Source organism: Paraclostridium bifermentans, from assembly GCF_019916025.1.
GTDB lineage: Bacteria > Bacillota > Clostridia > Peptostreptococcales > Peptostreptococcaceae > Paraclostridium > Paraclostridium bifermentans.
In genome coordinates this window covers 219,658-232,798 of the sequence record NZ_CP079737.1, presented here as the reverse complement: position 1 = coordinate 232,798, position 13,141 = coordinate 219,658, and the positions used below count along the sequence as shown (strand labels likewise).

The following is a 13,141-nucleotide window of genomic DNA, read 5'->3' as shown; positions in this document are numbered from 1 at the left end:
GGATAATCGATGAGTCTAGTTAATTTAACTATAAATGGTAAAAATATATCTGTTGAGAACGAAACTACAATACTTGATGCAGCTAAAAATTTAAATATAAAAATTCCAACATTATGTCATCTTCATATGGATGAAATAAATATGCATAATAAATGCGCTTCTTGCCGTGTATGTATGGTCGATACTAAAAGAGGTTTAGTACCTGCTTGTGCTACTAATGTTAAGGAAGGTATGGAAGTTCAAACTAATACTCCTCGTGCTTTAAATGCAAGAAGAACTGTAGTTGAACTGTTATTATCAGACCATCCTCAAGATTGTTTGGTTTGTGATAAAAATGGAAATTGCGAACTTCAAACTATTGCTCATGACTTAGGAGTAAGAAATATAAGTTATCAAGGTGAAAAAACTAATTTAGGAATTGATAATTCTAGTAAGTCTATAGTTAAAAACCATGATAAATGTATACTTTGCAGAAGATGTGAAACTATGTGTAGTGAAATACAAAAGGTAGGAGTTTTATCAGGAGTTAATCGTGGATTTGAAACTATGGTATCTACATTCTTTAACGAAGATATGGCTAAAACTAACTGTTCTTTCTGCGGACAATGCGTTGCTGTCTGTCCTACAGGGGCTTTATCTGAAGTTAATAATATAGATTTAGTTTGGGATGAAATTAATAACCCTAAAAAAACAACAGTGGTTCAAGTTGCTCCAGCTGTAAGAGTTGCTTTAGGTGAAGAATTCGGGCTTGCTCCAGGTACTATAACTACTGGAAAGATGGTTTCTGCTCTTAAGTTATTAGGTTTTACATATGTATTTGATACAAATTTTGCAGCTGATATAACTATACTTGAAGAGGCTTCTGAATTTATAAATAGATTAAAAGAAAACAAAAATTTACCAATTTTAACAAGTTGCTGCCCTGCTTGGATAAACTACTTAGAACACCATTATCCTGAATGTTTAAATTTAGCTTCTAGCTGTAAGTCTCCTCAAAACATGTTTGGAGCTATAGCTAAAAACTACTTTACTTCTAAAATAAATATATCTCCTAAAGATATAACTGTGGTTTCTGTTATGCCTTGCATCGCAAAGAAATATGAAGTTTCTAGAACTGAACTAGGAAATGATGGTATTTTAGACGTTGACGTATCTATCACTACTAGAGAACTTGCTAAAATGATAAAAGAATCTGGAATAGATTTTTTAAATTTAGATAATGAAAATTTCGATAATCCAATGGGCGAATCTACAGGTGCAGCTGATATATTTGGTACTACAGGAGGCGTATTAGAAGCCGCTCTTCGTACGTCTTATGAATGGGTTACTGGTCAAGAACTAGAAAGTTTAGATTTTAAATCTGTTAGAGGTCTTGATGGAATAAAAGAAGCTAGTATTACTATTGGAGACTCAATAATAAACGTTTGTGCTGCTAGCAGTTTAGGAAATGCAAAGAAAATAATGGATGATGTTAAAGCTGGTAATTCTAAGTATCACATAATAGAAATAATGGCTTGTCCTGGAGGGTGTATAGCAGGAGCAGGTCAACCTTATCACCGCGGAGATTATTCTATAGTTAAATCAAGATCTGAAGGGTTATACAATATAGATTCTAATAAAGAAATCCGTAAATCTCATAAAAATCCTGCAGTAAATACACTGTATGATGAGTTTTTAGGTAATCCATGTGGTGATTTAGCTCATAAATACCTTCATACTCACTACTTCGATAAAAGCAATTTTTTCGAATGTGATGAAGAATTAGCTAAAGCTACTGAATAGTAAATTTGCTTATATTGAACATAAAAATAAGGTGTGACAAATCGTCACACCTTATTTATTTTTATCTATTAACGTCGCTAACTTCTTTGTAAACTCTTTTGCTGCATCATATCCCATACGCTTTTGTCTAAAGTTCATAGCTGCAACTTCTAAAATCATAGCTGTATTTCTTCCTGGTTTTACTGGAACTATTAGTTTTTCTACATCTATTCCTAATATTTCCTCATACTCTTTATCTAATCCTAATCTATCATAATAAGTTTTATCATTCCAAGATTCTAATCTTATAACTAAATCTATAACCTTAGAATCTTTGACAGCACCTATTCCATACATGCTTCTTACATCTATTATACCTATTCCTCTTATTTCCATAAAGTGTCTTAATACTTCTGGAGCTTGTCCCATAAGTATATTCTCGTCAACTTTAGTTATTTCTACTGCATCATCTGCTATTAATCTATGTCCTCTTTGAACAAGTTCTAAAGCTGTTTCTGATTTACCAACACTACTTTCCCCTCTTATTAACACTCCAACTCCAAATACATCAACTAAAACCCCATGTATAGTAGTTGTAGGAGATAATTTTGAGTCTAGGTAATTAGATAATTTATTTATTAATCTTGTAGTATTACGCTTTGTTGCTAAAACTACTCTATTATGTTTTTTAGCCATTTCTATAACATCATCTTTTACTGTTAAACCCCTAGAAACTATTAAAGCTGGAACTTCATAACTAAAAAATTTATCTAGAACCGACCTTCTCACATTCTTATCCATATGACTAAAATAAGTGTATTCTGTTCTTCCTACTATTTGGATTCTATCATAAGTAAAGTGTTCAAAATAACCTGCAAACTGTAAACCTGGTCTGTGTATATCTTGATAGTGAACATAATATTCTACATCATCAGGTAAATTTACTACTTCTAAATCTAAATCTTTTATTAATTGCCTAATTGAAACTGACTTTTCACTTCTCTCATTATCTATTTCCATTGTGTAATTTACTCCTTTGATAAAAGTTATTTGTTGTTAAAAAATTTAAATACACTTTCTGCTGAAGACTTATTCATTCCCTCTACTTCTAATAAATCTTCGAAACTAGCAACTTTTATTTCTTCTATGCCTTTAAAGTGACTCAATAATGCTTTCTTTCTTTTTTCTCCTATTCCTTGTATATCATCTAACACTGATTTTGTCAAAGATTTATTCCTTAAACTCCTATGATATGAAATAGCATAGTTATGAACCTCCTCTTGTATGCTTGCTACAAATCTATACAAATTAGATGTTTTATCGAGTTCTATTTCTTTTTCCTGGGAAATTAATCCTTTTGTTCTATGTTTATCGTCTTTATACATGCCCCATAGAGGAATATTGACACCATATCTGTCTAAAACTTTTTTAACTGCACTTACTTGACCTTTTCCTCCATCTAACAATATTAAATCTGGAAAGTTTTCATACTTTATTCTTCTTTCCACTATTTCTGCCATAGAGTCATAATCATTTGGACCTTCAACTGTTTTTATCTTATATCTTCTGTACTCTTTTTTATCCTTTTTACCATCTGTAAATACAACCATTGATCCAATAGAATCTACACCTTGTATATTTGATATATCAAATGATTCTATTCGTTTTGGTGTATCTTTCAACCCTAAAATATTTTTAAGTTCTTCAAGAGCACCTATACTTTTTTGATACTTTAATTTATTTAAATTTGAGAACTTTTCTAGATATTCAATAGCATTTTTTCTAACCATTTCTATCAAGTTCTTCTTGTCTCCCTTCTGAGGAACCTTTATATTTACCTTTTGACCTTTTTTATCTGTTAACCATTCTTCTAAAACAAAGCTGTCTTCTATCTCATCTTCTATTATAATTTCTTTAGGTATATAATCTTGAGATATATAAAACTGTTTAACAAAAGATGATAAAATAGATTTACGAGAGCTATCCATAACACCTTCTAGAATAAAGTGTTCTCTTCCTACTATTTTTCCATTTCTTATAAAAAACACTTGTACACAAGCTTCGTCATGCGCTCTTGCCATAGCAATTATATCTTCATTTAAATCTGAAGTTCCTGAGTCTATTTTTTGTTTTTGAACCATATCTTCTAAACTTCTAATTTTATCTCTATAAATTGCTGCATCTTCAAAATTAAAATCCATTGCACATTTATTCATCTTTTCTTTTAAAATTTCTATTAATCTTTCTTCTTTCCCAGATAGAAATAAAATTACTTCCTCTATCATTTTATTGTATTCTTCTTTACTTACTTCACCTGTACATGGTCCTATACATTTTTTAATATGTTTATTTAAACATGGGCGAACTTTATTTGCTATTGCTTTTTCTATATCTATATTACATGTTCTTATAGGGTAAGTATTTCTTATTATCTCAAGAGTATCATTTACAGCAGTTATATTTGTATATGGCCCAAAATATTTAGCCTTATCCTTTAAAACCTTTCTTACTTTTAAAACCCTTGGATAATCTTCATTTACAGTTACTTTTATATATGGGTATGTCTTATCATCTCTCAGAAGCACATTGTACTTGGGTCTATATTGCTTTATTAAGTTACATTCTAAAATTAACGCTTCTAATTCTGAATCAGTTATTATATATTCAAATTTTGCAATGTTCTTTACCATTGATTTTACTTTTGATGTATGATTTTTAGAAGATTGGAAGTATTGCCTTACTCTATTTTTAAGAGATATGGCTTTTCCAACATATATAATCTTATCATTTTCATTTTTCATTAAATAAACCCCAGGTTCTGCTGGAAGCTTTTTTAACTGTTCTTGTATATCAAACATTGTTTCACCTCGGCTTTAATTTATAATAAAATTATACCCTAAATCACATTCAAATAATAAGATATTTAAAGTATGCCTTAAAATAATTAAAGAAGGATAAATACAAGTTTTAATAACTTTAAAAGCATTTCATAGCTTAAAGTCTACCTTATATTTATCCTTCTAATTTAAATTATTTTATATGCAATATTTTTATTTCTTTGCTTTTCCTCCATTAACTTGTAAGAAATATGTTCCTGCAGATTCTCTTGTTTTAAACTCTGGAGAATCTTTGTATTTATCAACATTTTCAGAAGTTAATCCTACTATATCTATAGATCCTGTTTCATATAAATTAAGAGCTGCATTTGCATCTTTAACTATCTTAGTATTTACTTTATCTATCTTAACTGAGCTTGCATCCCAATAATCTGGATTTTTACTCATTGTAAATACATCCTCTATTTTCCAAGTACTTAATGTAAATGGTCCATTATAGTATATCTTATCTGCCGCAGTTCCGTATTCACTTCCGAATTCTTTTACAGCTTTTTCATTTTGTGGTAAGAATGATTTGAAGAACATTAAACTATCAAAGTAGTGAACTGGTCTTACTAAATCTACTTTTAATGTGTAATCATCTACTGCTTTTATTCCCACCCCATCTGCATTATCTGTTTTTCCTAAGTTGAAATCTTTAGCTCCTACTATATCATACATAATGAATCCGTAAGTTGATGCTGTTGCTGGATCTAAAGTTCTCTTCCATGAATATTCAAAGTCTTTAGCTGTTACCGGATCTCCATTTGACCATTTAGCATCTTTTCTTAAATGGAAAGTCCATGATTTACCGTCTTCTGATTTTTCCCATTTTTCAGCCATACCTGGAGCTAACTTACCATCTTTATCTTGTTTAACTAATCCTTCCATAGTGTTCATCAATACTTCTGATGAAACTGTATCTGTAGCTTTACTTATATCTAATGTAGGTATATCTGATGTAAGAGATAAATTAAGTTCTTTTTTACCTTCTCCTAATTCTACCCAGTTATATATTGCATCAACTCCAAAAGTTGGAGTAAGTCTTCCACTTACATATGGTTTTTGAAGGTAAGATACACCTTTTTGGTAAAGAGGAGACAAGAATCCATCTTCTAACATCATTTTTTCAGCTTTTGCATATTTTTCCCAACTTTCTTTTTGACTTCCAGCTGTTTTACCTTCTTCTATAAGCTTATCGTATTCTGGATTACTATATCCTGTATTTTTAGCATACTGTAATCCACTTTGCATAGTCTCTAAGAATGTTAATGGGTCTGGGTAATCTGGTGACCATCCTGAATGAGTAAGTTGGAAATCTCCTTTTTCTTCTAATGCAAGTTTTTGTTTAAATGGCTGTACTTTTATCTCTACTTTTAATCCTGGTAATGCATTTTGAAGTTCTGATTGCATAAATTCAACTTCTTTTTTAGCGCTTTCTGCATCAAATGATAATAATTCTAATGTTACAGTATCAAATCCAACTTCTTCTTTAGCTTTTTCCCATAGTTTAGTGGCTTCTTCTTTGTTGTATTTATAGCCCATTTCTCCAGCTACTTCTCTATAATCTTTACCATCTTCATTGAAAGCTAATTTTTCTGCAACTATATAATCAGCTGCTGTACATCCATTGTTTATTATTGTGTCACATAGAGTTTCTTTATCTATAGCCATAGATATAGCTGCTCTTGCATTTTTGTTAGCAAGCACTTCATATGGATCTCCTGCTGCTCCACTTCCTGATGAGGAACCACCACTGTTACTACATCCAACCATACTCATTACAGTTATTGCTGCAGTAGCACTCATTAAGGCCATTTTCTTTTTAAAAACCATTGAATTACCTCCCCAAATAAGTTAATTTTTAAGTACTTTTGTGATAATGCATATATATGTTTTTATATTATATGTGCCTAAATTTGTCCTTAATTCCTAAATTTATATTTTTATAAGAAAATAGCAGGAATATATAACTTTTGATACATCCCTGCTATTTTTAATTTTAATTAAATCTTACTTACTAGCACCTTTCCCTCCATTTATTTGGAAGAAGTTTACTGATGCTTTTAATGTTGTTTTAAATTCTGGAGAATCTTTGTATTTATCAACATTTTCAGAACTTAATCCTACTATATCTATAGATCCTGTTTCATATAAGTTAAGAGCTGCATTTGGATCTTTAACTATCTTAGTATTTACTTTATCTATCTTAACTGAACTTGCATCCCAGTAATTAGGGTTTTTACTCATTGTGTACATATCTTCTAACTTCCAATTGCTTAGTGTAAATGGCCCATTATAAACAACTTTATCAACTGCAGTTCCATACTCACTTCCAAACTCTTTTACAGCTTTTTCATTTTGTGGTAAGAATGATTTAAAGAACATTAAACTGTCAAAGTAATGCACTGGTCTTGCTAAATCAACCTTTAATGTATAATCGTCTACTGCTTTTATTCCTACTCCATCTGCATTATCTGTTTTTCCTAAGTTATAATCTTTTGCACCTACTATATCATACATAATAAATCCATAAGTTGATGCTGTTGCTGGATCTAAAGTTCTTTTCCATGAGTATTCGAAATCTTTAGCCGTTACTGTATCTCCATTTGACCATTTAGCATCTTTTCTTAAATGGAAAGTCCATGATTTACCATCTTCTGATTTTTCCCACTTCTCAGCAACTCCTGGAGCTAGCTTACCATCTTTATCTAACTTAACTAAACCTTCCATAGTATTCATAAGTACTTCTGATGAAACTGTATCTTCAGCTTTACTTATATCTAATGTAGGTATATCTGAAGTATTTGTTATGTTAAGTTCTTTCTTACCTTCTCCTAATTGTACCCAATTATATATTGCTGGAACCCCAAATGATGGAGTAAGTCTTCCGCTTACATATGATTTTTGTAAATATGAAGATCCTTGTTGTACCAATGGAACTAGATAAGCATCATCTAACATCATTTTTTCAGCTTCTGCATATTTAGCCCAACTATCTTCTTGTTTTTCTGCATTTTTAGCTTCTTCTATAAGCTTATTATATTCATCATTTTTATAACTTGTATTTTTAGCATATTGTATTCCAGGTTGCATAGTTTCTAAGAATGTTAATGGATCTGGATAATCTGGATTCCAAGATGCATAAGATAAATCAAAATCTCCTTTACTTTCTAAATCAAGTTTTTGTTTAAATGGTTGTGACTTTATTTCAACTGTTAATCCTGGAAGAGCACTTTGAAGTTCTGATTGCATAAATTCAGCTGTTCTTTTACTACTTTCAGAATCAAATGATAATAATTCTAATTTTACTGTATCAAAACCAACTTCTTCTTTAGCTTTTTGCCATAATTTAGTAGCTTCTTCTTTATTATGTTCATAGCCCATTTTCCCAGCTACTTCTCTATAATCTTTTCCAGCTTCATTATATGCTAATTTTTCCGCTACATAATATGATGCTGGTATTGTTCCATTATTTAATATAGTATCGCACATTGCTTGTCTATCAACAGACATAGCAATCGCGGCTCTAGCATTTTTATTCGCAAGTACTTCTAAGGCCTTGCCGTCTCCTTTTCCTGTGCTGCTGCCTCCGCTAGATGTATTCCCTCCTGTGCTACTACATCCAACTAATGCCATAACAGCAATTGCAGATGTTGCACACATTACAGCCATTTTTTTCTTTAAAACCATAACACATCCCCCTTATTGGTTATTTCAACCATATTTATTTATTAATTTACATTATAGGATAATTTTTTTAAAATGTCATTATTTTTTGAATATTTATTTTTTAGACATATTTATTTTTCGTCATGCATATGGCATTTTATTATGCTCATATTAATTTATATTAATAAAAGTTAGACTTTATTCGAAAAAACCCTTTAATTAAATTTTTTAAATATTATAAATTTTTTATATAAATTATTGTTTTTTTTGTAAAACCGTACTAATATTATAATAAAACTAATTTCAGTACCGTTATAAATTTAAAATTAGATGGGAGGATTAATATTTTGAAAAAATTTAATATGCTAATTATATTAAATTTAGTTATAAGTTTTTCATATTATTTGTTTAATGATTTTGAAAGATTTTCTTTTATAAATTCATCTTTTATGATAGGATTATTTTATTTAACACTAGGAATTTTCTTTTATGTTACAGAACAAGGTTTTTTTAATTTAACAATTTATGCATATAATAAAGTTTGTAATCAAATTCAAAAAAGTAGAGGCTTGTTGTCTGAAGGAAATATAGATATAGATGATTATATAAAAAGAAGATACCATTTTACTAACACAAATTCACTTTTATCATCAGGTTTAATCATATCTTTAAGCACGTTATTAATAAGTTTTACAATTTATTCATAAGTTTACATAATGCATCATAAACTTAATAAAACTACATTTTAAATAGTTTCAAAATTCTGACATCAATACATATCAGAATTTATTTTTAAATTAATACTATTTTATTCAAGGGGGTGTAGCGATGGGTCGCTATATTTTAAAACGTCTTACTCTTATGCTTATGACACTACTAATCGTTATTTCTGTTACATTTTTCTTGGTAAGATTATTACCTGGAAGCCCATTTAACGACGAGAAGTTGAATGCACAACAAGTCGAAATGATTAACAAGCAGTATGGTTTGGATGCACCTGTTCCAGTTCAATATGTAAGATATATGACAGGAGTTTTTACAGGTGATTTAGGAAGATCTTTCAAGTATGACAATAAAAAGGTTGAGGATTTAATAAGTACTCGTTTAAAACCTTCTGCTATGTTAGGTGCTCAAGCGCTAATGATAGGAAGTGTGGTTGGTTTAACTTTAGGTATAGTAGCTGCACTTAAAAAGAATACTTTCTGGGATTACTTCGCAACTGTAATTTCCGTTTTAGGAGTTTCTGTTCCATCATTCGTTTTAGCCGCACTATTACAATTGTATTTAACTACACGACATCAAATTTTCCCAGTTACTTGGGGTATGCCTATAGGCTCAGATTTTAGATATGCTTGGACTGTTTTACCATCTATAGCATTAGCATTTTTCTCTATAGCAAGTATAGCTCGTTTTACTAGAACTGAACTTGTTGAAGTTTTAAATGCAGACTATATAGTAACTGCAAAATCTAAAGGTTTAACTAAAGCTGCTGTAATAGTAAAACATGCTTTAAGAAATGCTTTAATACCAGTTGTAACTATGCTTGGACCTTTAACTGTTGGTCTACTTACTGGTTCTCTAGTTGTTGAAAAAGTTTTCGCTGTTCCTGGATTAGGAGATTTATTAGTATCATCTATAACTACTAATGACCTATTCTGTATATCAGGTGTTTCTATATTCTATAGTGCACTTTATATAGGAGTTATCTTATTAGTTGACATCCTTTATGGAATAATCGATCCTAGAATTCGTGTTGCAGGGGGGAAAGCTTAATGATAGATAAAGTTATTATTGATGGTAAAGAAGTTCAACTTACTGCTGACTTATTTGAAGTCAGTCCTGCTGATATGACTCAGCATGAAGCTATAACTAGACCAAGTTTAACATTTTGGCAAGATGCTAGAAAAAGACTATTTAGAAATAAAGGTGCTCTTACAGGTTTAATCATATTATCTATAATATGTTTCCTTACTGTATTTGGCCCAATGTTTAATGAATATGCTTATGATCAACAAAATTTACGTCATGCTAAATTACCTCCAAGAATGCCTGTTGTTTCTTCTTTAGGAATCATGGACGGTACTAAAATAGAGAAAAAATTTGATGGAACTCAAGAAAGAGTTGATTCATACAAACAAAAAGGTGTAGAAGATGGAGTTAATCACTGGTTTGGTACAGATGACTTAGGACGTGACTTATGGACTCGTACTTGGACTGGAGCTAGAGTATCTCTTTTTATAGCTATACTAGCTGCTATTTATGATTTATTAATCGGTGTTACTTATGGTGGTGTTTCTGCTTATTATGGCGGAAAAGTGGATATGTATATGCAACGTTTTATTGAAATACTAACTGGTATACCTAGTTTAGTTATACTTACATTATTTATCTTAGTATTTGAACCAGGTGTTTTATCAATGTCCCTTGCAATGGCTATTTCCGGATGGACCGGAATGTCTAGAATAGTTCGTTCTCACGTTCTTAGAATTAAGAATCAAGAGTTCGTTTTAGCTTCTAGAACATTAGGTGCATCTGATAAGAAGATAATTGTAAAACACTTATTCCCTAATATAATAGGTCCTGTAGTTGTTATGATGATGTTCTCATTACCTTCTGCTATATTCTATGAAGCATTCTTAAGTTTTATAGGATTAGGACTGCAACCTCCATATGCATCATTAGGAGTATTGATAAACGATGGATTTAAACAATTACAAACAAATCCATATATGATGTTCATACCTTCAATGGTAATATGTTTATTAATATTTAGTTTAAACTTACTTGCTGATGGATTAAGGGATGCTGTTGACCCTAAAATGCGTAATCAATAGTTAGAAAGGGGATGAGTTTTGTGGAAAAAGAAAAATTGTTACAAGTTAAGAATTTAAAGGTTCACTTCAAAACTTTTGGTGGTGAAGTTCAAGCCGTAAGAAATGTTACTTTTGATCTACATAAAGGAGAAACTCTCGCGATAGTTGGAGAATCAGGTTCTGGTAAATCTGTTGCCTGTAAAACTATTATGAGAATAATGTCTTCAAATGCTATTATAAAAGAAGGCGAAATTTTATTTAACGGAAAAAATTTAGCAAAATTACCAGAAAAAGAAATGGAATCTATAAGGGGTAAAGATATAGCAATGATATTCCAAGACCCTATGACTTCATTAAACCCTACTACTACTATTGGTAAACAAATAGCAGAAGGTATAATAAAACATCAAGGATTATCTAAGGATGAAGCAATGAAAAAAGCTATTGAACTTATAGACCTTGTTGGTATACCTTTCCCTGAAAAGAGAGCGAAACAATATCCGCATCAATTCTCAGGTGGTATGCGTCAACGTATAGTTATAGCCATTGCTCTTGCTTGTAATCCTAAAATCCTTATAGCGGATGAGCCTACTACAGCTCTTGATGTTACTATACAAGCTCAAATACTAGAGCTTATAAAAGATATTCAAAAGAAAACTGGAGTTGCTGTTATATTTATAACTCATGACCTTGGTGTTGTTGCAAATATGGCAGATAGAGTTGCTGTTATGTACGCTGGTAAAATAATAGAAGTCGGTACTTCTGATGATGTATTCTATAATCCTCAACATCCATATACTTGGGGGCTACTAGCTTCTATGCCTAGTTTAGATGTTGGTGAAAATGATTTATATAATATACCAGGTACACCTCCAGATTTAATGAATCCGCCTGAGGGTGATGCTTTTGCCTTACGTAATACAAATGCTCTTAAACTAGATTTTGTTGCAGAGCCTCCTATGTTTAAAATAAGTGAAACTCATAGTGCTGCTACATGGTTATTACACCCTTTAGCTCCTAAAATAGAAAGACCTGCAAGTATAGGAAGAAAGAAGGTGTCTTCAAATGACTAAGAAAAAACTATTAGAGGTTAAAAATCTTAAGCAATACTTTCCAATAGATAAAAGCACAGTTGTAAAAGCTGTTGATGATATAAGTTTTCATATTTATGAAGGTGAAACTTTTGGTCTTGTTGGAGAGTCTGGTTCTGGTAAATCTACTACTGGTAGAGCTATAATAAGATTATATGACCCTACTGCTGGTGAAATAGTATTTGATGGTAAAAATATATCAAGTAAAAAATTAGATAAAAAGATTAAATCATTTGTAAATAAAAATATGCAAATGATATTCCAAGATCCTATGGCTTGTCTTAATCCCCGTATGACCGTTATGGATATAATAGCTGAAGGTCTTGATATACATGGATTATGTAAAACAAAGGAGGAAAGAACTAAGACTGTTTACGAATTATTAAGAACTGTTGGATTAAATGAACAACATGCAGGAAGATATCCTCATGAGTTCTCTGGAGGGCAAAGACAGCGTATAGGTATAGCCCGTTCATTAGCTATAGAACCTAAATTTATAATAGCTGACGAACCTATATCTGCTCTTGATGTTTCTATCCAAGCTCAAGTTGTTAACTTACTTAGAAAGTTACAAAAAGAAAAAGGATTAACTTATTTATTTATAGCTCATGACCTTTCAATGGTTAAATATATAAGTGATCGTATAGGAGTTATGCACCATGGAAGATTAGTTGAATTAACTACTTCTGAAGAACTTTATGCTAATCCTCTACACCCTTATACAAAATCATTGTTGTCAGCTATACCACTTCCAGATCCAGAACATGAAAGACATAGAGTTCGTATAAAATACGATACTAGTGTTCATGATTATTCTGAACATGAACCTAAATGGGTTGAAATAAGACCAGGACACTTTATATTTGGTTCTGATCCTGAAATGGAAAAATATGAGAAAGAATTAGCTGAGCGAGAAGCTACTAACTAA

General features: G+C 30.9%; 10 protein-coding genes. 6 read left to right on the top strand and 4 right to left on the bottom strand.

What is annotated here, in order from left to right:
* Positions 1 to 9: 9 nt before the first annotated feature.
* The gene (locus tag KXZ80_RS01375; protein WP_021434166.1) at positions 10 to 1,782 is read left to right on the top strand and encodes an NADH-dependent [FeFe] hydrogenase, group A6; all 1,773 of its coding nucleotides are present in this window, start codon (positions 10 to 12) and stop codon (positions 1,780 to 1,782) included.
* Between the two features lie 51 nt (positions 1,783 to 1,833).
* Here KXZ80_RS01375 and hprK read toward each other — a convergent pair whose 3' ends face one another.
* From hprK to KXZ80_RS01355, 4 genes are all read right to left on the bottom strand, one after another.
* Positions 1,834 to 2,781: an HPr(Ser) kinase/phosphatase gene (hprK, locus tag KXZ80_RS01370; protein WP_021430144.1), complete on the bottom strand. Its 948-nt coding sequence runs from the start codon at positions 2,779 to 2,781 to the stop codon at positions 1,834 to 1,836.
* Positions 2,782 to 2,807: 26 nt separating this feature from the next.
* Positions 2,808 to 4,619 (bottom strand): excinuclease ABC subunit UvrC, encoded by a 1,812-nt coding sequence (gene uvrC / locus KXZ80_RS01365; protein WP_021434167.1) that lies wholly within the window; start codon positions 4,617 to 4,619, stop codon positions 2,808 to 2,810.
* Positions 4,620 to 4,811: 192 nt separating this feature from the next.
* Positions 4,812 to 6,473: an ABC transporter substrate-binding protein gene (locus KXZ80_RS01360; RefSeq protein ID WP_021434168.1), complete on the bottom strand. Its 1,662-nt coding sequence runs from the start codon at positions 6,471 to 6,473 to the stop codon at positions 4,812 to 4,814.
* Between the two features lie 177 nt (positions 6,474 to 6,650).
* Positions 6,651 to 8,330, bottom strand: a complete 1,680-nt coding sequence (locus KXZ80_RS01355) for an ABC transporter substrate-binding protein (RefSeq protein WP_021434169.1) — start codon at positions 8,328 to 8,330, stop codon at positions 6,651 to 6,653.
* Positions 8,331 to 8,656: 326 nt separating this feature from the next.
* On the opposite strand from KXZ80_RS01355, the gene KXZ80_RS01350 reads away from it, so the two are divergent.
* The 5 genes from KXZ80_RS01350 to KXZ80_RS01330 all read left to right on the top strand — a co-directional run bounded on the left by KXZ80_RS01350 (position 8,657) and on the right by KXZ80_RS01330 (position 13,141).
* Complete coding sequence (locus KXZ80_RS01350) at positions 8,657 to 9,016, top strand: DUF3899 domain-containing protein (protein WP_021434170.1); 360 nt, start codon at positions 8,657 to 8,659, stop codon at positions 9,014 to 9,016.
* Between the two features lie 121 nt (positions 9,017 to 9,137).
* On the top strand, positions 9,138 to 10,082 hold the full coding sequence (locus tag KXZ80_RS01345) for an ABC transporter permease (protein WP_021434171.1): 945 nt from the start codon (positions 9,138 to 9,140) through the stop codon (positions 10,080 to 10,082).
* A complete protein-coding gene (opp3C, locus tag KXZ80_RS01340; protein WP_021434172.1) occupies positions 10,082 to 11,143 on the top strand; it encodes an oligopeptide ABC transporter permease in 1,062 nt (353 codons plus the stop codon). Before KXZ80_RS01345 ends, opp3C begins: the two co-directional genes overlap by 1 nt.
* A gap of 11 nt (positions 11,144 to 11,154) precedes the next feature.
* The gene (locus KXZ80_RS01335; protein WP_038285951.1) at positions 11,155 to 12,195 is read left to right on the top strand and encodes an ABC transporter ATP-binding protein; all 1,041 of its coding nucleotides are present in this window, start codon (positions 11,155 to 11,157) and stop codon (positions 12,193 to 12,195) included.
* Positions 12,188 to 13,141 carry an ABC transporter ATP-binding protein gene (locus KXZ80_RS01330; RefSeq protein WP_021434174.1) on the top strand — a complete coding sequence of 318 codons (954 nt, stop codon included), beginning with the start codon at positions 12,188 to 12,190 and terminating at the stop codon, positions 13,139 to 13,141. Before KXZ80_RS01335 ends, KXZ80_RS01330 begins: the two co-directional genes overlap by 8 nt.

What these genes read in the sequence shown, in the direction of transcription:
- KXZ80_RS01375 (WP_021434166.1), top strand. Translation starts at nt 10, where the DNA reads ATGAGTCTAGTTAATTTAACTATAAATGGTAAAAATATATCTGTTGAG.
- hprK (WP_021430144.1), bottom strand. Translation starts at nt 2,781, where the DNA reads ATGGAAATAGATAATGAGAGAAGTGAAAAGTCAGTTTCAATTAGGCAA.
- uvrC (WP_021434167.1), bottom strand. Translation starts at nt 4,619, where the DNA reads ATGTTTGATATACAAGAACAGTTAAAAAAGCTTCCAGCAGAACCTGGG.
- KXZ80_RS01360 (WP_021434168.1), bottom strand. Translation starts at nt 6,473, where the DNA reads ATGGTTTTTAAAAAGAAAATGGCCTTAATGAGTGCTACTGCAGCAATA.
- KXZ80_RS01355 (WP_021434169.1), bottom strand. Translation starts at nt 8,330, where the DNA reads ATGGTTTTAAAGAAAAAAATGGCTGTAATGTGTGCAACATCTGCAATT.
- KXZ80_RS01345 (WP_021434171.1), top strand. Translation starts at nt 9,138, where the DNA reads ATGGGTCGCTATATTTTAAAACGTCTTACTCTTATGCTTATGACACTA.
- opp3C (WP_021434172.1), top strand. Translation starts at nt 10,082, where the DNA reads ATGATAGATAAAGTTATTATTGATGGTAAAGAAGTTCAACTTACTGCT.
- KXZ80_RS01335 (WP_038285951.1), top strand. Translation starts at nt 11,155, where the DNA reads ATGAGTTTTGTGGAAAAAGAAAAATTGTTACAAGTTAAGAATTTAAAG.
- KXZ80_RS01330 (WP_021434174.1), top strand. Translation starts at nt 12,188, where the DNA reads ATGACTAAGAAAAAACTATTAGAGGTTAAAAATCTTAAGCAATACTTT.